18 protein-coding genes and 1 riboswitch are annotated in these 20,149 nt (G+C 62.9%); of the genes, 6 read left to right on the top strand and 12 right to left on the bottom strand.

Annotated elements, in window-relative coordinates:
* Positions 1–53 precede the first annotated feature (53 nt).
* From JFU04_RS01905 to JFU04_RS01880, 6 genes are all read right to left on the bottom strand, one after another.
* On the bottom strand, positions 54–1,049 hold the full coding sequence (locus tag JFU04_RS01905; protein WP_120447487.1) for an esterase-like activity of phytase family protein: 996 nt from the start codon (positions 1,047–1,049) through the stop codon (positions 54–56).
* A complete protein-coding gene (parE, locus tag JFU04_RS01900) occupies positions 1,049–2,956 on the bottom strand; it encodes a DNA topoisomerase IV subunit B (protein ID WP_065900089.1) in 1,908 nt (635 codons plus the stop codon). Before parE ends, JFU04_RS01905 begins: the two co-directional genes overlap by 1 nt.
* 44 nt (positions 2,957–3,000) lie before the next feature.
* On the bottom strand, positions 3,001–3,609 hold the full coding sequence (locus JFU04_RS01895) for a YqiA/YcfP family alpha/beta fold hydrolase (RefSeq protein ID WP_065900087.1): 609 nt from the start codon (positions 3,607–3,609) through the stop codon (positions 3,001–3,003).
* A 135-nt stretch (positions 3,610–3,744) separates the two neighbouring features.
* Positions 3,745–4,560 (bottom strand): 3',5'-cyclic-AMP phosphodiesterase, encoded by an 816-nt coding sequence (gene cpdA, locus JFU04_RS01890; RefSeq protein WP_201143422.1) that lies wholly within the window; start codon positions 4,558–4,560, stop codon positions 3,745–3,747.
* Between the two features lie 98 nt (positions 4,561–4,658).
* Positions 4,659–5,108: a DUF1249 domain-containing protein gene (locus JFU04_RS01885; protein ID WP_017526444.1), complete on the bottom strand. Its 450-nt coding sequence runs from the start codon at positions 5,106–5,108 to the stop codon at positions 4,659–4,661.
* Positions 5,099–5,716, bottom strand: coding sequence for an NUDIX domain-containing protein (locus tag JFU04_RS01880; RefSeq protein WP_065900083.1), 618 nt, complete (start codon positions 5,714–5,716; stop codon positions 5,099–5,101). The genes JFU04_RS01885 and JFU04_RS01880 overlap by 10 nt, the downstream gene beginning before the upstream one ends.
* Positions 5,717–5,909: 193 nt before the next feature.
* On the opposite strand from JFU04_RS01880, the gene JFU04_RS01875 reads away from it, so the two are divergent.
* Positions 5,910–6,656 (top strand): RsiV family protein, encoded by a 747-nt coding sequence (locus tag JFU04_RS01875; protein ID WP_201143421.1) that lies wholly within the window; start codon positions 5,910–5,912, stop codon positions 6,654–6,656.
* Here JFU04_RS01875 and cytX read toward each other — a convergent pair.
* Positions 6,625–7,914, bottom strand: coding sequence for a putative hydroxymethylpyrimidine transporter CytX (gene cytX / locus JFU04_RS01870; RefSeq protein WP_201143420.1), 1,290 nt, complete (start codon positions 7,912–7,914; stop codon positions 6,625–6,627). The two genes, JFU04_RS01875 and cytX, sit on opposite strands and share 32 nt — an antisense overlap.
* Positions 7,915–8,079: 165 nt before the next feature.
* A complete protein-coding gene (gene thiC, locus JFU04_RS01865) occupies positions 8,080–9,984 on the bottom strand; it encodes a phosphomethylpyrimidine synthase ThiC (protein WP_065900079.1) in 1,905 nt (634 codons plus the stop codon).
* Between the two features lie 148 nt (positions 9,985–10,132).
* Positions 10,133–10,238: riboswitch (TPP riboswitch) on the bottom strand.
* Between the two features lie 196 nt (positions 10,239–10,434).
* Here thiC and JFU04_RS01860 point away from each other — a divergent pair.
* Positions 10,435–11,874, top strand: coding sequence for a TolC family outer membrane protein (locus JFU04_RS01860; protein ID WP_065900078.1), 1,440 nt, complete (start codon positions 10,435–10,437; stop codon positions 11,872–11,874).
* A gap of 59 nt (positions 11,875–11,933) precedes the next feature.
* Here JFU04_RS01860 and waaA read toward each other — a convergent pair whose 3' ends face one another.
* Together waaA and JFU04_RS01850 are read right to left on the bottom strand one after the other, a co-directional pair.
* Positions 11,934–13,211, bottom strand: a complete 1,278-nt coding sequence (waaA, locus tag JFU04_RS01855) for a lipid IV(A) 3-deoxy-D-manno-octulosonic acid transferase (protein ID WP_065900077.1) — start codon at positions 13,209–13,211, stop codon at positions 11,934–11,936.
* Between the two features lie 23 nt (positions 13,212–13,234).
* Positions 13,235–14,125 (bottom strand): LysR family transcriptional regulator, encoded by an 891-nt coding sequence (locus JFU04_RS01850; protein ID WP_065900076.1) that lies wholly within the window; start codon positions 14,123–14,125, stop codon positions 13,235–13,237.
* Positions 14,126–14,248: 123 nt separating this feature from the next.
* On the opposite strand from JFU04_RS01850, the gene JFU04_RS01845 reads away from it, so the two are divergent.
* The 4 genes from JFU04_RS01845 (at position 14,249) to JFU04_RS01830 (ending at position 17,636) form a co-directional block, all read left to right on the top strand.
* Positions 14,249–14,584: a DMT family transporter gene (locus JFU04_RS01845; RefSeq protein ID WP_065900074.1), complete on the top strand. Its 336-nt coding sequence runs from the start codon at positions 14,249–14,251 to the stop codon at positions 14,582–14,584.
* A 66-nt stretch (positions 14,585–14,650) separates the two neighbouring features.
* On the top strand, positions 14,651–15,826 hold the full coding sequence (locus JFU04_RS01840) for an NAD(P)/FAD-dependent oxidoreductase (RefSeq protein ID WP_065900072.1): 1,176 nt from the start codon (positions 14,651–14,653) through the stop codon (positions 15,824–15,826).
* Entirely contained in the window at positions 15,823–16,635 is an 813-nt protein-coding gene (locus JFU04_RS01835; protein WP_201143419.1) for an aldo/keto reductase, read from the top strand. The genes JFU04_RS01840 and JFU04_RS01835 overlap by 4 nt, the downstream gene beginning before the upstream one ends.
* A 41-nt stretch (positions 16,636–16,676) precedes the next feature.
* Positions 16,677–17,636: a metal ABC transporter ATPase gene (locus tag JFU04_RS01830; protein WP_065900069.1), complete on the top strand. Its 960-nt coding sequence runs from the start codon at positions 16,677–16,679 to the stop codon at positions 17,634–17,636.
* A gap of 108 nt (positions 17,637–17,744) precedes the next feature.
* Here the strand turns inward: JFU04_RS01830 and JFU04_RS01825 are convergent, their stop codons facing one another.
* Together JFU04_RS01825 and hldE are read right to left on the bottom strand one after the other, a co-directional pair.
* Positions 17,745–18,680: an NAD-dependent epimerase/dehydratase family protein gene (locus JFU04_RS01825; RefSeq protein WP_201143418.1), complete on the bottom strand. Its 936-nt coding sequence runs from the start codon at positions 18,678–18,680 to the stop codon at positions 17,745–17,747.
* Positions 18,673–20,097: a bifunctional D-glycero-beta-D-manno-heptose-7-phosphate kinase/D-glycero-beta-D-manno-heptose 1-phosphate adenylyltransferase HldE gene (hldE, locus tag JFU04_RS01820; RefSeq protein WP_065900067.1), complete on the bottom strand. Its 1,425-nt coding sequence runs from the start codon at positions 20,095–20,097 to the stop codon at positions 18,673–18,675. The genes JFU04_RS01825 and hldE overlap by 8 nt, the downstream gene beginning before the upstream one ends.
* Positions 20,098–20,149: the final 52 nt, after the last annotated feature.

Genomic DNA, 20,149 nt, shown 5'->3' with positions numbered 1-20,149 from the left:
GTAAGGCGCAGCGGAACTGCCGCTGCGCTGATTCGATTCAAAAAGGGCGTGGCTCATGGCTGGGCGCTCCAGCCACCGGCCGGGGCGGCAAAACGATAGACCACCGGGCGCTTTTCACCATCGGCGCGAGGGCCGAAATTGTTGTCGATGCCGATCCACGCACCGTCCGCGTCCACCACCAGGGCTTCGGCCAGGCCGTAAGGCTGGGCATAGCGGCGCTCGGGCGTCAGGGTCTCGTCAGCGAACGACCAGCACAGCTCGACTTTGGCCGTGACCGCATCGCGCCGGCAAATCTGGAACGCGTTGCGCTCCAAGGTAAACAGCTTGCCGTTGAACAGGGCCAGGTCGGCAAAATCCTTCGAGACGGCCTTGGCATTGGTGAACTGCGCCGGCTGCACTTCCTGCCCGGCCTCGCTCAACAGCACACAAGGGCCATCACAGTCCCACAGGCTTTGCGGGCGCTTGATGGAAATCAGGCCGCGCCGCTCACGCTCTGCAGCCAGCCAGATCTGGTTGCCCTCGGGGTTCACCGCCAAGCCTTCAAACAAGGCATTGAAGTGCAGCAACATGCCACTGGCGCGGGCTTCACGGACCATGCCCGGGGCAATTTTCAGCCACTCAGGCGCACCGTCCACCGGCACTTGCAGCACAGCGGCATGGGCTTCGCTGACAATGTAGCGATTGCCCGCGGCATCGCAGCTGATGCCCTCAAAATCCAGGTCGCCACCGCGAATGAACGAAGCAGCCTTGGTGCGCGAACGCAAGCCCCAGGGCAACCCGGACTCCGGCACCGGCGGCACCTCGATCTTGACGGTTTCGGCCTGCCAGGTCGGCGCGCTGATATCCAGGCGATAGATCTGGTCGTCGTCGCGATCGGAAACCGTCCACAACGCCTTGCCACACAGCGCCAACCCCGACAGGTTACCGCCGCGCATACCGTCCACCGCGTGTTCGGACACCAGTTTCAGCTCTGCCACGGGCGCGGCGATCACCGGAGTGGCCGCCAACCCGCTCAACATCAGGCTCGCCAGGGCGAAACCTGTGCGCATCAGCCCAGAACCTCGGCCAGGTTGCCTTTGGATTCCAGCCAGGACTTGCGGTCCGGCGCGCGTTTCTTGGCCAGCAGCATGTCCATCATTTCCGAGGTTTCGGCGAAGTCTTCGCCCAGCGTCAACTGCACCAGGCGCCGAGTGTTCGGGTCCATGGTGGTTTCGCGCAGTTGCGGTGGGTTCATTTCACCCAGGCCTTTGAATCGCGTGACCTGTGGCTTGCCGCGCTTCTTCTCGGCGACCAGGCGGTCGAGAATGCCATCGCGCTCGGCCTCGTCGAGGGCGTAGTAGATTTCCTTGCCCAGGTCGATACGGTACAGCGGCGGCATGGCGACGTAGACGTGACCGGCGTCGACCAACGGGCGGAAGTGCTGCACGAACAGCGCGCACAGCAAGGTCGCGATGTGCAGGCCGTCGGAGTCGGCGTCGGCGAGGATGCAGATCTTGCCGTAGCGCAGCTGGCTCATGTCTGCAGCGCCCGGATCGACGCCGATGGCGACGGCAATGTTGTGCACTTCCTGGCTCGCCAGTACTTCGCTGCCATCGACTTCCCAGGTGTTGAGGATCTTGCCGCGCAACGGCAGGATCGCTTGGAACTCCTTGTCCCGCGCTTGCTTGGCGGAACCACCGGCGGAGTCACCTTCGACCAGGAACAGTTCGGACCGCATCGGGTCTTGCCCGGCGCAATCGGCGAGCTTGCCGGGCAGCGCCGGGCCTTGGGTGATGCGCTTGCGCTCGACCTTCTTGCTGGCCTTCAGACGGCGGCCGGCGTTGTTGATCGCCAGTTCGGCCAGGGCCAGGCCCAGTTCCGGGTGTTCGTTGAGCCACAGGCTGAAGGCGTCCTTGACCACGCCGGAGACAAACGCCGCCGCCTCGCGGGACGACAGCCGCTCTTTGGTCTGGCCGGAGAACTGCGGCTCCTGCATCTTCATCGACAGCACGAACGCGATGCGCTCCCACACGTCTTCCGGCGCCAGCTTCACGCCGCGCGGCAACAGGCTGCGGTATTCGCAGAACTCGCGCATGGCATCCAGCAGGCCCTGGCGCAAACCGTTGACGTGGGTACCGCCCTGGGCGGTCGGGATCAGGTTGACATAGCTTTCCTGCACGCTGTCGCCGCCTTCCGGCAACCACAGCAGCGCCCAGTCGACGGCTTCTTTATTACCGGCCAGGCTGCCGCAGAACGGCTCATTGGGCAGGCGTTCGAACTCGCTGACGGAATCTTCCAGGTAGGAGCGCAGACCGTCTTCGTAGTGCCACTCGACCTTCTCGCCGGTGCCTTTGTCTTCAAAGGTGACCAGCAGGCCCGGGCACAGCACGGCCTTGGCCTTGAGCACGTGCTTGAGGCGGCTGATGGAGAATTTTGGCGAATCGAAGTATTTCGGGTCCGGGGCGAAGTACACGCTGGTACCGGTGTTGCGCTTGCCCACGGTGCCGATCACAGCCAGGTCGGTGGCTTTATAGCCATCGGCGAAGGTCATTTCGTATTCGTTGCCGTCGCGCTTGACCTTGACCCGCACCAGGGTCGACAGGGCGTTGACCACCGAAATACCCACACCGTGCAAGCCACCGGAGAACTGGTAGTTCTTGTTGGAGAACTTGCCGCCGGCGTGCAGCTTGGTGAGGATCAGCTCGACGCCCGAGACGCCCTCTTCCGGGTGAATATCCACGGGCATGCCGCGACCATCGTCGGACACTTCCAGGGAGTGGTCAGCGTGGAGAATGACATGCACCGACTTGGCGTGGCCGGCCAAGGCTTCGTCGACGCTGTTGTCGATGACTTCCTGGGCAAGGTGGTTCGGCCGACTGGTGTCGGTGTACATGCCGGGGCGTTTGCGCACCGGGTCGAGGCCCGAGAGGACTTCGATGGCGTCGGCGTTATAAGAGCTAGCGCTGGGAGTGGCCATGGGGTCTCGTCGTGAGTCGTTCGATTAAAAAGTGACCTGCGACTTTACAGTGCTGCAAAGTCGAAGGATTGATACTGATCTGCGCCAATGCCGGCAAAGCTGAGCAGCGCCGGCAATTGCTGGGCGAAGCCCTGGTAACCATGGTCGCCACCGGCCTGGATGCGCAAGGCACAGGCCCGGTAATACTGCTGGGCGAGGCGATAATCCAGTGTTTCATCGCCGGTCTGCAACCACACCTGATACCGCGCGGCATCCTGGGGCGCCGGTACTTCCAGCTCGGCCAGCGCCGCGACGTGATCATGGGTCAATTCCCAGGTTTCATCGGTGTAGAGGTTCTTCTGGGTGCCCAGGTAACCGTCGAACATCCGATGGGGGCTGACCGCCGGGTTGACCAGCAGCGCCTTCAGGCCATGGCGTTCGGCAAGATGGGTTGCATAGTAGCCGCCGAGTGAGCTGCCGACCAGCAGTGGCCGCCCCAGCAGGGCAATGGCTTCCTCCAATTGAGGAATTGCCTGACGGGGATGGTGATGCAGGGCCGGCACACGCAGCTGGTCGCCCAGGCCAAGGTTGTCCATCACGGTCACTAACTGGCGGGCCTTGTTGGATGCGGGCGCGCTATTGAAACCGTGGATATACAGGATCGAAGCGGACATGCCGGGCTCTCCATGCTTGCGCCAAAAAAGGCGCAGTTTACAGGGATCGGGGTGGCATGTGAGTCCCTCTATCTGAAGGACACAGAAGATCCACTGCGGGCGCTGGCTTGCCAGTGATGGCGGAGTTTACCGCCGTTAATAGCCGTTGCTGCCGTAATCGATGGTAAAGGCGAAGCCTTGGACGCGCTCTACGCCGGTCTCCAACCGTCCGTCGGCATGCAGGCGCAGCCAGCGGTAGCCCGGCGCCTGCTCGCTGACCTGGAAATCCTCACTGCCCGGCGCGAACTGGATGCAGGTCGACGGTGAGGCCAGCAGGCGTACGCCATTGCGCTCGCGGTCGATCTCCTGGTGCACGTGCCCCCAGAGCACCGCCCTGACCTGCGGGAAACGGTCGAGCACGGCAAACAAAGCCTCGGGGTTGCGCAGGCCAATGGGCTCCATCCACGCGCAACCGATGGGCACCGGGTGATGGTGAAAGCACACCAGGTGATGGCGGTTCGGGGCTTCGCTCAAGGCCTGAGCCAGCAGTTGCAGCTGCTGGTCCTGCAGGTAACCCGGCACAGAGCCAGGTACCGCGGAGTCCAGCAAGGTAATGCGCCAATGGCCGACATCCACAACCGGCTCCAGCAGCGCGCTGCCAGTGGTCGCCTGAGCCATGATCTGCGGCTCATCGTGATTGCCCGGAATCCACCGCGCCGGAGCGCTGATCTGCGCGCTGAGGTCACGAAACTGCTGGTAAGACTCCAGTGTGCCGTCCTGGGACAGGTCACCGGTGGCCAGCAGCAAATCGATCTGCGGCTGCTGCTGGCGCACCAACTCGATCACCCGTTGCAGGCTTTCACGGGTGTTCATGCCCAGCAGCGTACCGTCGGCCTCGGCAAACAGGTGGCTGTCGGACAGTTGCACCAGCAACGCCGGCGCATCAGGGTTCAAGGTGGATACGCTCGGCAAGGCGCTCTCCCAAGGCAATCACAGGAATGGAGGGTTGGCGTGATTATGCTGGGGCAGGACGCAAAGAGGAAACCTAAGGAAGCTGACGCAGTTCACATCTACCGCACAACTTCAAACTCATGGCCCAGAGCCAGGCAGTGGCTCAACCATTCGCCGAGGAACACATTCAGTTGTGCCTTCTCATCGGGCTGGTGCATGAACACGTTGGGGTAAGGATAGATGCTGCGAAAGCGTCGTGCATGTTCCGCACTGATCACTTCGGCCATTCGCGCGTCGTGGTACACCTGCACTTCCAGCTGTGGCACCGGCAGCCAGGGCAGGCTGTGCTCCTGGCGCACCCGCAGGGTGGTGGTGTACGGACAGTTGACGATGACTTCCAGCGCCAGCACGCCGAGCATCTGGTCCCCATGGGTGACACCGATGCGCCGCGCCTCTGGCGTGTGGCGCATGTCGGGAAGCAGGCGCATCAGCCGCGCGTAATTAGCCTCGCAGGCGGCTTGCAACCCGATCAGGTCGACTCGATAGCGTTCACGTGCCTTTACTGCCATAACCCCCTCACTTCCGCGCGATTAAGCGCAAGCCACTGCAGGGCAATGATGCTGGCTGCATTGGAAATTCTGCCGTCGCGCACCGCCTGCAGGGCATCTTCGAAGGCCCAGGTGGTGACGCGGATGTCTTCAGCTTCTTCTTCCAATCCATGGACGCCACCTACACCGGCGCTGTTGCAGCGGCCCAGGTACAAGTGCACATATTCAGTACTGCCGCCGGGCGACGGGAAATATCGCGTGATCGGCCACAGCGCCGAGAATGTCAGCCCAGCTTCCTCCTCGCCCTCGCGGTGCGCAACCTCCTCGGGTTGCTCGTCCTTGTCGATCAGGCCGGCGACCATCTCGATCAGCCACGGGTTGTCGGTACGGCCCAGGGCGCCGACGCGAAACTGCTCGTTCAGCACCACTTCGTCGCGCTGTGGATCGTAGGGCAGCACACACACGGCGTCGTGGCGAACGAAGACTTCGCGGTTGATCACCCGGCTCATGCTGCCGTCGAACTTCTCGTGGCGCAGTTGCATGTGATCGAGCTTGTAGAAGCCCTTGTGGAGATTATCGTGCTGAACAATTTCGATTTTGCTCGGCTTCGATTTTGCAAAGTCCGTCATGTCCCATCCTCGTTAAGCCTGCGCATTTGGCGCCATCCTAACGCGCTCATGCCCGTTGGTGCAGCCCCTTTCCGGTTGCCGGGATAGACGGCGAGCGTCAAACACACTCTAATCAGCTTAGTGGCGAACTGACTGCCCTGCCGGTAGTCGAAGCTCCACAAATTTCGCTCTTATCGATAGACGAAGGACATCCATGTCGCTTTTAAAAATCGCCTCCGTGGCCTGCATCGCATTGACCCTTGGTGCCTGCCAAAGCCTGTTCCAACCCAGCTATCGTGCACCCCTGGAAGCCACTCGCGACGCCACCGAGCAAAGCAAGCCAGGCTGCGCCAGCACCGACTGCCCGCTGGTGAATATCGACACCGTGCACTTTGCCAAGGAACCCAAGCTGGACGCGTTGATCGAACAACGCCTGCTGGAAATGACCCGCACCACCCCGAGCGACCCGCTGCCGACCAGCCTGGAAACGTATCGCGAGCAGTTCCTCAAGACCGCCGCGCCACGTAACAGCATGTACTTGCAGGCCAAGGTACGCGAACAGCATGACGGCTTGGTGATCATCGAACTGTCCAGCTACCTGGATCAGGGCGCGACTCACGGCGAGCCCGGCCGCGCGTTCATCAACTACTCGCGCCAGCAGCAAAAAGCGCTGTCGCTGACCGACATGCTGCTGCCCGGCAAGGAAGAGGCTTTCTGGAAAGCCGCCCAGGTCGCGCACAACAGCTGGCTGATCAGCACCCGCCTGAGCCTGGAGCCGGAGTATGTGAAAACCTACCCCTTCCAGAAAACCCCGAACGTGGCGCTGACCTACGGCGGCGTGATCCTCAAGTACCCGACCAACACCATTGCGCCGTATGCCCTGGGCCACGTCGAGTTACAGATTCCGTACTCGCGCCTGGACGGCATCATCAAGCCTGAGCTGGTGCCTGTGCGCCACTGAAGGCCCGGCCCAAAATAAACTGCAACAGCCCTGCCAGCACCAGTGCCGGCAGGGTCGCGCCGATGTCCGGGTAAAGGTTGGCCAGCACGTGGTAGGTCGCAATGCCGCCAAGCCAGGCCAACAACGCCGGCCAACGCAGGTTGGCCAGCGCACCCTGGCGACGACGGCGCAGGATGAAGTGATCCACCAGCACCACGCCGAACAGCGGCGCGAACACCGAGCCGATCAGCAACAGGAAGTTCTGGTACTGGGCCAACGGCGCAAAACAGGCGATCAGGGTGCAGATCACACCGATGGCCAGCGCCAGGTGCTCGACCTTCACACGCAGCAGCATCCCGCTGGACACCGCCGCCGAATGGATATCGGCGAAGGCGTTTTCCGACTCGTCCAACAGGATCAGCAGCAGCGGAATCCCCAGCCCAGCACCGGCCAATGCCAGCAACAGCGCATTCACTTCGCCGCTCGGCGCAAACGCCAGGGTGTAGGCCACGCCCAGGCTCATCAGCCAGAAATTGCCGATAAAGAAACCCAGGGCCGTGCCGCCGAATACGCTTTTTGCACGCTTGCCGAATCGCGAGTAGTCGGCAATCAGCGGCAACCATGACAACGGCATGGCGATCGCAATATCAAAACCCACTGCAAACGGCATCGACCCGTCGCCAGCCTGGGCCCAGAGTGTGGCGAGGTCGGCCTTGGCGAACAGGTTCCAGGTCAGCCACAGGCAGGCGGCGAGCAGCAGCCAGATGCCCCACTTGCGCAGGATCTGCCGTACGAACGTCAGCGGCCCGCTGACCGCAAGCAAAGTCGCCAAACCACCGAAAAACAGCGTCCACAGCAACGGGCTGGCCAACAGGCTGCCGTCGCTGAACGCCCGCGCGCCCAACAGGCTGGCGGCATCGCGCATCACAATGATTTCGAACGAACCCCAGCCGATCAACTGCAGCAGGTTAAGCAGCGCCGGCAGGCTGGCGCCCTTGGCCCCCAGGCTGAGCTTGAGCGCAGCCATTGCCGACAGGCCGGTGTCGCTGCCGATCACGCCGACGGCGGCCAGCAACAGCACGCCGACCAGGGTACCGAGGAAAATCGCCAGCAACGAGCCGGACAAGCCCAGGCCGGGTGCGAGCAACGCGCCGGTCTGCAGGACCATCAGGCCGATGCCGAGGGAGAACCACAGGGAGAACAGGTCGCGGGCGCCGAAGACGCGTTTGTCAGCAGGCACTGCAATGTCGGGGGAGTAGGTGCTGGGTTGAATACTCAAGGGGGTTATCTCTGAGGAGTATTTGTTGTTTGGGGGATCGCTATCGCGGGCAAGCCCGGCTCCCACAGGGGACCGGCTGTGGACACAAAAGCTGTGTACAACGCGATCAACTATGGGAGCCGGGCTTGCCCGCGATGACGGCGGTGCAGGCACCGCCGCCTCGGATCAGACCTTTTTGTAAAGCTGACTGCCTTCCTGCTTGAACCGCTCCGCCTGCTCGGCCAAGCCTTTGGCCACGTCCACATCCACCGCTTCGATGCGCTGGTTGGCCGCGTACTCACGCACTTCCTGGGTGATTTTCATCGAGCAGAACTTCGGCCCGCACATCGAGCAGAAATGCGCGACCTTGGCCGAGTCCTTCGGCAGGGTTTCATCGTGATACGAACGCGCGGTGTCCGGGTCGAGGCCGAGGTTGAACTGGTCTTCCCAACGGAACTCGAAGCGCGCCTTGCTCAAGGCGTTGTCGCGGATCTGCGCGCCGGGGTGGCCTTTTGCGAGGTCGGCCGCATGCGCAGCGATCTTGTAGGTGATGATCCCGGTTTTCACGTCGTCCTTGTTCGGCAGGCCCAGGTGCTCCTTGGGCGTGACGTAGCAGAGCATGGCGCAGCCGAACCAACCGATCATCGCCGCACCGATGCCCGAGGTGATGTGGTCATAGCCGGGCGCGATATCGGTGGTCAGCGGGCCGAGGGTGTAGAACGGCGCCTCGTCGCAGCACTCCAGCTGCTTGTCCATGTTCTCCTTGATCAGTTGCATCGGCACGTGGCCGGGGCCTTCGATCATGGTTTGCACGTCGTGTTTCCAGGCGGTCTTGGTCAGCTCGCCGAGGGTTTCCAGCTCGCCGAATTGCGCGGCGTCGTTGGCGTCGGCAATAGAACCGGGGCGCAGGCCATCGCCGAGGGAGAAGCTGACGTCATAGGCCTTCATGATTTCGCAGATTTCGTCGAAATGCGTGTAGGTGAAGTTCTCTTTGTGGTGCGCCAGGCACCACTTGGCCATGATCGAGCCGCCACGCGAGACAATCCCGGTGACGCGCTTGGCGGTCAGCGGCACATAGCGCAGCAGTACGCCGGCGTGGATGGTGAAGTAGTCCACGCCCTGCTCGGCCTGTTCGATCAAGGTGTCGCGGAACAGCTCCCAGGTCAGGTCTTCGGCGGCGCCGCCGACTTTCTCCAGGGCCTGGTAGATCGGCACGGTACCGATCGGCACCGGCGAGTTGCGGATGATCCACTCGCGGGTTTCGTGGATGTGCTTGCCGGTGGACAAGTCCATCACCGTGTCCGAGCCCCAGCGAATGCCCCAGGTGAGTTTCGCCACTTCTTCTTCGATGGACGAACCCAGTGCGCTGTTGCCGATGTTGCCGTTGATCTTCACCAGGAAGTTACGGCCGATGATCATCGGTTCCAGTTCAGTGTGGTTGATGTTGGCCGGGATGATCGCGCGGCCACGGGCGATTTCTTCGCGCACAAATTCCGGGGTGATGATTTTCGGCACGCTGGCGCCGAAGCTGTGACCGGCGTGTTGCTGGTCGAGCAGGCCGCTGGCGCGGGCCTCTTCGAGCTTCATGTTTTCGCGGATGGCGACGTATTCCATCTCGGCGGTGATGATGCCTTTGCGCGCGTAGTGCATCTGGGTGACGTTGGCGCCGGCCTTGGCGCGGCGCGGGTTCTTCACGTGGGCAAAGCGCAGCGCGGTCAGTTCGGCATCGCTGAGGCGCTGTTGGCCGAAGTGCGAGCTGAGACCAGACAGGCGCTCAGTGTCGCCACGCACTTCGATCCACGGCGAACGCACATCGCCGAGGCCTTTGCGCACGTCGATGATGACGTTGGGGTCGGTGTAGGGGCCGGACGTGTCGTACACCACCACGGGCGCGTTGATTTCACCGCCGAAATCGGTGGGGGTCACGTCCAGGCTGATTTCACGCATCGGCACACGAATGTCCGGGCGGGTGCCTTGCACGTAGATTTTCTTCGAGCGGGTAAACGGCTGCACGGAGCCGGAGTCGACCTTGGCCGATTCACTCAAGTGCACGGTGTTTTTCAGTTTTGTACTTTTTATTTCTGTGCTCATCACGGGCTCTCCAACTATCCAGGTGGTGGATTTTTGTCGGAGCGAACCTGTGACGGATGGACGCACTGAAACCAGTGCTGTGCTTGGCGCACAAGAGCTGTTCGATTGTCGAACAACATCCCGGACGAAGCACAAGAGGACTCGCCGGGTGACGAGAAATCTTGTTCCCTACGCAGGCGTTAACCTGATCAGGTTCAACGGGATCCGGTATTTACCGATCTCAGCCTTCCAACAAGGCACCCCGACAAGAACGCGGCCAGTCTAGACCATGCCATGGGCAAATTGCCAATAGCGGTGCATTCAGCGTGATGAATGGCGTGATTGCGGGATTGTTGCGCCGTGTCACCCCCACTACACTCGATTGCCGCCACAGTGCTTGACGCCAGGAATGGCTAGCCTTAGCCTTGGGCGCCAAATTATCACCGTAATATTTATTCTAGGGATCGCCTCATGCTGCGCAAACTCTCACTGGCTCTCGCCGTGTCTTGTGCGACCAACGGAATGGTCTGGGCAGCTGAAGCGCCCTTGTCCGCCAAAACCGATCTGGTCAGCGTCTACCAGGAAGCCGTGGATAACAACGCCGACCTGGCCGCCGCCCGCGCCCAATACGGCGCGCAAAAAGAAGTCGTGCCCCAGGCACGCGCAGGCTTGCTGCCGAACCTGTCGGGCGGTGCCGATATCAATAACGTGCGCACCCAGATCGACACGCCCGCCGCCACCGCCAACCGCGACGCGCACTCCTGGCGCGCGACCCTGAGCCAGCCGCTGTTCCGCGCCGACCGCTGGTTCCAGCTGCAAGCGGCCGAGGCCACGAATGAACAGGCCGCCCTGCAACTGTCGGCCACCGAACAGAACCTGATCCTGCAAAGTGCCGAAAGTTATTTCGCGGTGCTGCGCGCCCAGGACAACCTGGCCTCGACCAAAGCCGAGGAAAACGCCTTCAAGCGCCAGCTGGATCAATCCAACGAACGCTTCGATGTCGGCCTCTCGGACAAGACCGACGTGCTGCAATCCCAGGCCAGCTACGACACTGCACGGGCCAACCGGATTGTCGCGCAGCGCCAGGTGGACGATGCATTCGAAGCACTGATCACCCTGACCAATCGCCAGTACAACTCGATCCAGGGCATTGTCCACACCTTGCCCGTGCTGCCGCCGCTGCCGAATGACGCCAAGTCGTGGGTGGAAACGGCCGGTCGCCAGAACCTGAACCTGCTGGCCAGCAACTACGCGGTCACCGCCGCCGAAGAAACCCTCAAGCAGCGCAAGGCCGGGCATGCGCCGACCCTGGATGCCGTGGCCCAGTACGAGAAAGGCGACAACGACGCCCTCGGTTTCAGCAACCCGAATGCCTTCGGCACGCCGTACCGTGGCGATGTGGAGCAGCGCACCATCGGCCTGCGCCTGAACATCCCGATCTACAGCGGCGGCCTGACCAGCTCGCAAGTGCGTGAGTCCTACTCGCGCCTGGGCCAGACCGAGCAGCAACGCGAAGGCCTGCGCCGCCAGGTGGTGGAAAACACGCGCAACCTGCACCGCGCGGTGAATACCGATGTCGAACAGGTGCAGGCGCGCCGCCAGTCGATCATCTCCAACCAGAGCGCGGTGGAAGCCACGGAAATCGGTTACCAGGTGGGCACGCGCAACATCGTCGATGTGCTGGATTCACAGCGCCAGCTGTATTCGTCGGTGCGCAACTACAACAACAGCCGCTACGACTACATCCTCGACAACCTGCGCCTGAAGCAGGCGGCGGGCACCTTGAACCCCGGGGATCTGCAGGACCTGGCGCGCTACCTCAAGGCTGACTACAACCCCGATCGCGACTTCCTGCCACCGGACCTGGCCAAGGCCGCCGCCGAACAGCTCAAGGCCCGCCCTGGCTATTAAGCGCACCGCATAACCCCTGCAGGCGCTGGCTTGGCTGCGCCTGCATTTGAGTTGTGTGGTCAGTGGTTCAGGAGTTTGCCCAAGCCATCCAGCAAGCGCTGCAGCGCGCCCTGGTTGGCCTGCATCACCTTGAGTCCCGCCTGCGCCATCTTGCGGGCATCCTGCGGCAGTTCGAACAACTGGCGCACGGCTTCGGCCAGGCCTTCGGCGTCATCCACCTCTCGCAACGCCCCGGCTTCGCGCATCATTGCGGTGATTTCGAGGAAGTTGAACACATGTGGCCCCATGATCACCGGCTTGGCCAATGCCGCCGGCTCCAGCGGGTTGTGTCCACCGGTCGCGACCAGGCTACCGCCGACAAACGCGCTGTCGGCCAGGGCATAGAGAAACAACAACTCACCCATGGTATCGCCAAGCAATACCGAGGTTTGCGCGGTCACCGGCGCGCCGCTGGAACGGCGCACCGTGACGAAGCCCTGCTGCTCACACAGCTCGAACATCGGTCCGAAGCGCTCCTGATGGCGTGGCACCAGGATCAACAGCGCATTCGGATAGCTGTCGAGCAACTGGCGATGGGCAGCCAGCACCACTTCATCTTCGCCTTCATGGGTACTGGCCGCGATCCACACCGGACGCTCGCTGGCGCCCCATTGCTCGCGCAGCGCAGCAGCACGCAGCGGCAGCTGGGGGTCGATGGTCAGGTCGAACTTGATCGAGCCGGTGACCTCGACGGTGTCCGGCCGCGCGCCGAGGCTCAGGAAACGCTGGGCCTCGGTCTCGGTCTGCACCGCGAACAAGCTCATTTGCGACAGCATCGGCGCCGTCAGCTTGGCAAATTTTGCATAGCCCTTGGCAGAACGTGCCGACAACCGCGCATTCGCCAACGCCACCGGGATCCCGCGCTGGGCGCAGGCATGAATATGATTGGGCCACAGCTCGGTTTCCATGATCACCGCCAGCTTCGGCTGCACCCGGTCAAGGAAACGCTTGGCCGCGCACGGCAAGTCATAGGGCAGGTAGCAGTGCTGCACGCGCGGCTCATTGGCGAACAGCGCCTGGATACGCTCGGAACCGGTCGGCGTCATGCAGGTGACGGTGATCGGCAGGGTCGGATAACGCGCCAGCAGCCCGCGCACCATCGGCGCGGCGGCAATACTTTCGCCCACCGACACGGCATGCACCCAGATTCCGCCCGGCTGCAGCACCGGCAAGCCATAGGAAAACCGCTCGCCGATGCGCTTGGCATAGGCAGGCGCCTTGCGCGCACGCAGCCACAGACGTAAAGCCACCAACGGCAGCGCCAGGTAAAACAGACAGCTGTAGAGAGTTCTATTCATGGCGGCGGAGTTTATCGGCTTTTTCAGTCGATCGCCTGCAAGCGCTCGGCAAAACGTTCGGCAAGGAAGCGCGCGGCGGGCCCCAGGTGCTCATCGCGACGCCAGACCAGCTCCACCACCAGCGCCGGCGGCGTCCATTCGCTGTGCAGTTCCACCATCTGCTGCTGGTAGGTCGGGTATTGCACGATATGTCGGGGCAGCCAGGCCCAGCCGAGGCCACTCATCAGCCACTCGGCCAATACGTAGAAGCTGTCGGCGCGCCACACCAGCGGGCTGGCGGCTTCGCTGCCGGGGTAGACGCTGGTTTGGGTCGACATCAGCAACTGGCGAAACTGCGCCAGGCGCTGGCATGTCACGTAGTTCTCCGCAGCCAGCGGGTGGTTCACGCCGCACACGGTGACCATTTCCACACTGCCGACCACGCGCCGCTCCAGCGCCTCGGGGATCTGGTCGTGATAGAACAACAGGCCCAGGTCGGCCTTGCGCTCCACCAACTTGCGCGCCACATCGCCCTGGGCGGCGCTGGACAGTTGCACCTCCAGCAGCGGGTACTGCCCCGCCAGCGCCTCGAGGCTATCGAGTATCGGCTGGAATAACATGGCTTCGTCCTGGGCCAGGCGCAGGCAGGCTTCTTCGCCACGGGTCAACGACAGCGCACGGCCGTTGAGCCGCTCACACTGGCGCAAGACTTCACGCGCTTCCTCCAGCAACACACTGCCCGCCTCGGTCAGGCGTGGCTGACGGCCACTGCTACGCTCAAACAGGCTCAGGCCCAGGTCCGCCTCCAGCAAGGCAATCGCATTGCTCACTGCCGATTGCGCCTTGCGCTGGTCGCGCGCCACGGCCGAAAACGAGCGCTGTTCGGCGACACTGACAAACAGGCGCATCTGCTCCAGATTCCACTGCACGCTCATGGCTCAACCCATCTTTATTTCGGATAGGTAATGACTTTACCCCATCTGCCAGGCGTCTAGAATGCCAGCACTGTAGAAGCCGGACTCCTACACATCAGAACTCATCTCCGAGGAATACCCCCCATGAATGCCGCCTACCTCTACCTGGCTATTGCCATCTGCTCGGAAGTGATCGCGACCGTCTCCATGAAAGCCGTCAAGGGTTGGAGCACCCCCCTGCCGCTGGCACTGGTGATCGTCGGCTACGGCATCGCATTCTGGATGCTGACTTTGGTGGTGCGCACCGTGCCGGTGGGCGTGGCGTATGCGGTGTGGGCAGGCATGGGCATCGTGATGGTCAGTGTCGCGGCGCTGTTTATCTACGGGCAGAAGCTCGACGTTCCGGCCATGCTGGGGATGGGCTTGATTGTGCTGGGCGTGGTGGTGATTCAGTTGTTCTCGAAAACCGCCGGGCACTGACACCCATCATCGCCGCATTTCGATCCCTGTATACTGCGCCTCTTGTCTTGAACACTGAGGTCGCCCATGCCATCCGTTATTTCCACCGACGTGCTGATTGTCGGCGCCGGAGTTGCCGGCCTCTGGCTGAATGCGCGCCTGCGCCGCCAGGGGTTTTCCACGGTGCTGGTGGAAAGCGCCACCTTGGGTGGCGGACAAAGCGTGAAGTCCCAGGGAATCATCCACGGCGGGGCTAAATACGCCCTGCACGGCGCCCTCACCGGCGCATCCGAAGCGATTGCCGATATGCCGCGCCGCTGGCGCGAGGCCTTGGCCGGCAGCGGTGAGCTGGACCTGTCCGGCGTGCGCCTGCTGTCCGAAGCGCATTATCTGTGGTCCCCCGGCACGATCGCCGGCAACCTCACCAGCTTCTTCGCCAGCAAGGCCGTGCGCGGCCGTGTCGACCAGGTCAAGGGTGATGAGCTGCCGCCGGCCCTGCAGGACCGCCGCTTCAAGGGCAAGGTCTATCGCCTGGCCGAGCTGGTCATCGACGTACCGAGCCTGATCGAACGCCTGGCGCAACTGGCCGGTGACGGCTTGCTCGCCGGGCAACACATCGAGCCATTGCTGGAAGGCGACACCCTGGTGGGCCTGAAGGTCGATGGCCGCGAGATCCGCGCCCAGCGCATCGTGCTGAGCGCCGGCAAAGGCACTGCCGACCTGCTGGCCGCCCTCGGCCTGAGCCAGCCGGCCATGCAGACACGCCCATTGCACATGATCATCGCCAAAGGCCCCGGCTTGAAGCCGCTGTATGCCCACTGCCTGGGCGGCGGCACCAAGCCGCGCATCACTGTCACCACTCACCCCGCTGCCGACGGCAACTGGGTGTGGTACATGGGCGGCGATATTGCCGAAGCCGATGGAGTGGCGCGCACACCTGAAGAGCAGATCGCCACTGCGCAAAAAGAACTCGCGCAATTGCTGCCATGGATCGACATGCACCAGACCCGCTGGGCGACCCTGCGTGTCGACCGTGCCGAGCCGCTGCAATCAGGCCTGACACGCCCCGACAATGCCTTCGTCGCCGAACAGGGCCGCCTGCTGGTGGGCTGGCCGACCAAGCTGGCGCTGGCGCCGGACTTCGCCGATCGGGTGATCAACAGCCTCGAACGCGACGGCATCCACCCAAGCGCCTCCGAACCCCTGCCTGAGCTGCCTAAACCCGCCATCGGCGTACCCGCCTGGGAGCAACTGTTGCCATGAGCCTGCCGACCCTGCACGACCTGCATCGCCCTCTGGGCAGCACCGGCCTGGTGGTTTCGCCACTGGGCCTGGGCACCGTCAAGCTCGGCCGCGACCAAGGGGTGAAGTACCCCAGCGGATTCACGATTCCCGATGATGACGCAGCGCGGATGCTGCTGCGCCAGGCCCGCCAGCTGGGCATCAACCTCATCGATACTGCGCCGGCCTACGGGCGCAGCGAAGAACGCCTGGGGCCGCTGCTGCGCGGCCAGCGCAAGGACTGGGTGATCGTCAGCAAGGTCGGTGAAGAGTTTGCCGAGGGCATGTCCCATCACGACTTCAGCGCCGCCCATACCCGGATGTCGATCGAGCGCAGCTTGAAAAGACTTGAAACGGATTTTATCGACCTGGTGCTGGTGCATTCCGACGGCAATGATCTGCATATCCTCGATGACTGCGAGGTCTACCAGACCCTGGCGGCGTTGAAAAAAGAAGGCAAGATCCGCGGTTTCGGGTTCTCCGGCAAAACCGTCGAGGGCGGCGTAAAGGCTCTGGAACAAGGTGATTGCGCGATGGTCACCTACAATCTGAACGAACAGGCCGAGAAAGCCGTCATTGATTATGCAGCGGCCCATGGCAAAGGCATCCTGGTGAAAAAAGCCCTGGCCAGCGGCCACGTGTGCCTGGAACCTGGAGTGGATCCAATTCGGGCGAGTTTCACGTTGTTGTTTGCGCAAACGGGCGTCGCCAGTGCTATTGTCGGGACCATCAATCCGCTGCACCTGGCCCATAACGTGGCGACCGCTGCCCAAGTCATTCGTCAACTCTGATGCCGCCGACGCGGCCGACCCCGTCGCAAGAAGGAGCCGACATGCCGCGAACGCTCATAAGAAAAAACCCCAGCAACTTCAAAACACTGCCGCTGCACGTCGAAGCCACACCCGAAGGCCTGAGCTACCAGAGCGTGGGCATGCCGCTCAACTTTGCCCAGACCCTGCAACGCCGCAAGCCGGTAGACGTTCCGGACGCCGAGCGTTTCGCCCTTGAGCTGGCCAACCTCGGCGTGTCGGTGCGCCTGACCCTGCACTGGCAAAACAAGGATTACTGGGTGCTGGTGCGCCAGCGCCGCCAGGACCGGGGCGACGTCGTGCTCAAGCTGATCTCCGGCTATGTCCCCGCCCATGAACTGAACCTGCCGCTGCACACCGCCATCCAGGAAATTGCCGAAGAGTGCCTGCTGGAAACACCCGAAGGCTGGCTCAGCGGGCGCTTCAACGACACCTGGCTGCCGGCGCCCTACTCTGCCGCGCTGCATTATCGCGAGGCGCTGCCGTTTCGCTTGAGCCCCCTGTCCGGCGCCGCGCGCCCGGTGCGGTGTGCGACAACCCAACTGATCGAGCGCCCACGGGCCTATGTGCACTTGCCGACCGCGTCGCTGCAGTTGATTTACGACTTGCGCCTGGAAGTGCCCAAAGAAGCCAAGTCCCTGAGCCTGTTCCATGTGGATGAGCGCCTCGAAGGCGACCAGTTGGTGGCACGCCTGGACCGCCAGCGCCCGGATTTGTACCTGATGCCTTTAAAGGACGGCCAGCCGCTCGCCGAGCTGTACACCGTCAAGAAAGATCAGCTGTACCCCGCCAGCACCCGTGGTTTGTACCTGGCCGAAAGCTTCGCTCAGCAGGAAGGCTGGCTGGTGCGCGAGGAGCGGATTCGCTGGAAGGATTGGCTCAGGCAGCAGGGCCTGGCGGAGCCGGAGAAGGAGTCGAAATTGAAGCGCCTGGCACGGCGCGTGCTGCGCAAGATCGTGCCAAAGAAAAAAGCCAAGGGCTAACGCAAACCCAATGTAGGCGCCGGCTTGCCGGCGATGGCATCACCTCGGGTCATATGATGTACCCAGGCGCCCGCATCGCCGGCAAGCCAGCGCCCACATTGAGTGCATTCAGCCGTGGAGCAAGCGCTCCAACCCAACCTTCAACGGGGTCGGCTCGGGCAGTTTGAAACTGGCCAGCAAACGCTGGTTATTTGCCCGCGAGTGCCGAATGTCGCCTGAGCGCGCCGGCCCGTAAGTCACGACAGGCAGCTTGCCCACCGCTTCTTCCAGCGCCTGCAGCACTTGCTTGAGGGTGGTGGTGCGATTCCAGCCCACGTTGATCGCACCCAAGGGCGCGCCCGGGGCTTCGATGGCCTGCACCAGCACGTCCACCAGGTCTTCCACGTACATGAAATCGCGGGTTTGCTCGCCATCGCCGAACACGGCAATCGGCAAGCCCTGCTGGACACGCTCGCTGAAGATGCTGATGACGCCGGAGTACGGCGACGATGGGTCCTGGCGCGGCCCGAAGATATTGAAGAAGCGGAAAATCACCGGTTCCAGGCCATGCTGGCGACGGTAGAAATCAAAGTAATGCTCGCCGGCCAACTTGTCGGACGCGTAGGGCGTCAACGGCGCCTTGGTGGTCTCTTCGTCGATCGAAGCACCCTCGCCGTTGTTGCCATACACCGCCGCGCTGGAAGCGAAGACCACACGCTTCACGCCCGCCTGGCGCATCGCTTCGCAGACATTCAGGCTGCCGACAAAATTGCTCTGGTGCGTGCTCACCGGGTCATCCACCGAAGCCTGCACCGACGCTACCGCGGCCAGGTGCACCACCGCCGTGGTACCGATGGCAGCACGCGCCACCAGCGCAGCATCGGCGACGTCGCCTTCCAGCAGCTCGACGCGCGGGTTGTCCAGCGGCAGGTTGCTGCGCTTGCCGGTGGACAGGTCATCCAGCACCCGCACTGCATAACCCTTGGCAAGCAGCGCATCGACCAGATGCGAGCCAATGAAACCGGCACCGCCGGTGATCAGGACCCGCTTATCAGCGTTACTCATTGTTGCGGATCTTCTCGACAATGGCCGTGGTCGAGCTGTTCTCGACCAAGCCAAGCACTTTGACCTTGCCGCCGTAGGCGCTGACGATATCAGCGCCCACAACCTGGTCGACGGAGTAATCGCCGCCCTTGACCAGCACGTCCGGCTTGACCTGGGCCAGCAGGTTTTCCGGGGTGCCTTCAGGGAAGCTGATCACCCAGTCCACCGCGCCCAGGCCGGCCAATACCGCCATACGTCGGTCGACACTGTTGATCGGACGGCCCGGGCCCTTGAGGCGGCTGACCGACGCGTCATCGTTGACCGCGACAATCAGGCGATCACCCTGGGCGCGAGCCTGCTCCAGGTAGGTCACATGGCCAGCGTGGAGGATGTCGAAGCAACCGTTGGTGAACACAATGCTTTCGTTGTGGGCACGTGCATCGTCAATCGCCAGCAGCAATTGCTCGATGGTCAGCACGCCGCGTTCGGAGCCTTCGGAACGCTGGATCGCGCGGCGCAGCTCGGGCGCGCTGATGGCAGCCGTACCCAGCTTGCCGACCACGATGCCCGCCGCCAGGTTGGCAAGTGCCACCGCGTGGGGCAGCTCTTCGCCGGCGGCGATGGAGGCGGCCAGGGTGGAAATCACGGTGTCACCGGCGCCGGTGACGTCGAACACTTCACGGGCCCGCGCCGGCAGGTGCATCGCCGGGTGGCCAGGACGCAGCAAGGTCATGCCGTGCTCGCCACGGGTCACCAGCAAGGCGCCGAGGTCGAGATCAGCCATCAGCGCCGCGCCCTTGGTCACGAGGTCGTGCTCATCGACGCAACCGCCGACGATGGCTTCGAACTCGCTGAGGTTCGGCGTGATCAGGCTGGCTCCGCGATAAATCGAGAAGTCCTTGCCCTTGGGATCAGCCAGTACCGGGATATTGCGCGCCTTGGCGGCCTGGATCAGCATCTGGTGGTTCTTCAACGCACCTTTGCCGTAGTCGGACAACACCAGCACCTTGATGCCTTCGAGCAACTCGTCGACCTGGCCACTCAAGGCCAGGGCGTCGGTGGCGAAGGGTTCTTCGAAATCGATACGCAGCAATTGCTGGTGCCGGCTCATGACCCGCAGCTTGACGATGGTCGGCTGGTGGGCAATGCGCTGGAACTGCGCGCGCACGCCGGCACCGCGCAGGCTGTTGGCCAGGCTGTCGGCGGCTTCGTCGTCGCCGGTAACACCCACCAGGGAGGCCGGGGCGCCGAGCGCGGCAATGTTAAGGGCAACGTTGGCAGCGCCACCCGGGCGGTCTTCGATTTGCTCGACCTTGACTACCGGTACCGGCGCCTCAGGGGAAATCCGTGAGGTACCGCCATGCCAGTAACGGTCGAGCATGACATCGCCGACCACCAAGACAGGGGCTTGATCGAATCGCGGCATGGACAACTTCATGGAGCAACCCACATACAAAATGAACAGGGGCGCGATATTAGCACAGGGTGAG

It is taken from the genome of Pseudomonas sp. TH21 (assembly GCF_016651025.1).
GTDB lineage: Bacteria > Pseudomonadota > Gammaproteobacteria > Pseudomonadales > Pseudomonadaceae > Aquipseudomonas > Aquipseudomonas aylmerensis.
Note: the sequence above shows the minus strand (reverse complement) of the source record. Positions and strands in the feature narration are given on the sequence as shown.

Excerpts from the sequence above, each read along its gene's own strand:
- JFU04_RS01885 (WP_017526444.1), bottom strand. The coding sequence starts at position 5,108 with ATGGCAGTAAAGGCACGTGAACGCTATCGAGTCGACCTGATCGGGTTG.
- JFU04_RS01830 (WP_065900069.1), top strand. The coding sequence starts at position 16,677 with ATGCCGCGAACGCTCATAAGAAAAAACCCCAGCAACTTCAAAACACTG.
- JFU04_RS01860 (WP_065900078.1), top strand. The coding sequence starts at position 10,435 with ATGCTGCGCAAACTCTCACTGGCTCTCGCCGTGTCTTGTGCGACCAAC.
- JFU04_RS01845 (WP_065900074.1), top strand. The coding sequence starts at position 14,249 with ATGAATGCCGCCTACCTCTACCTGGCTATTGCCATCTGCTCGGAAGTG.
- JFU04_RS01840 (WP_065900072.1), top strand. The coding sequence starts at position 14,651 with ATGCCATCCGTTATTTCCACCGACGTGCTGATTGTCGGCGCCGGAGTT.
- parE (WP_065900089.1), bottom strand. The coding sequence starts at position 2,956 with ATGGCCACTCCCAGCGCTAGCTCTTATAACGCCGACGCCATCGAAGTC.
- JFU04_RS01880 (WP_065900083.1), bottom strand. The coding sequence starts at position 5,716 with ATGACGGACTTTGCAAAATCGAAGCCGAGCAAAATCGAAATTGTTCAG.
- JFU04_RS01835 (WP_201143419.1), top strand. The coding sequence starts at position 15,823 with ATGAGCCTGCCGACCCTGCACGACCTGCATCGCCCTCTGGGCAGCACC.
- JFU04_RS01905 (WP_120447487.1), bottom strand. The coding sequence starts at position 1,049 with ATGCGCACAGGTTTCGCCCTGGCGAGCCTGATGTTGAGCGGGTTGGCG.
- JFU04_RS01825 (WP_201143418.1), bottom strand. The coding sequence starts at position 18,680 with ATGAGTAACGCTGATAAGCGGGTCCTGATCACCGGCGGTGCCGGTTTC.
- JFU04_RS01895 (WP_065900087.1), bottom strand. The coding sequence starts at position 3,609 with ATGTCCGCTTCGATCCTGTATATCCACGGTTTCAATAGCGCGCCCGCA.
- waaA (WP_065900077.1), bottom strand. The coding sequence starts at position 13,211 with ATGAATAGAACTCTCTACAGCTGTCTGTTTTACCTGGCGCTGCCGTTG.
- JFU04_RS01850 (WP_065900076.1), bottom strand. The coding sequence starts at position 14,125 with ATGAGCGTGCAGTGGAATCTGGAGCAGATGCGCCTGTTTGTCAGTGTC.
- hldE (WP_065900067.1), bottom strand. The coding sequence starts at position 20,097 with ATGAAGTTGTCCATGCCGCGATTCGATCAAGCCCCTGTCTTGGTGGTC.
- JFU04_RS01875 (WP_201143421.1), top strand. The coding sequence starts at position 5,910 with ATGTCGCTTTTAAAAATCGCCTCCGTGGCCTGCATCGCATTGACCCTT.
- thiC (WP_065900079.1), bottom strand. The coding sequence starts at position 9,984 with ATGAGCACAGAAATAAAAAGTACAAAACTGAAAAACACCGTGCACTTG.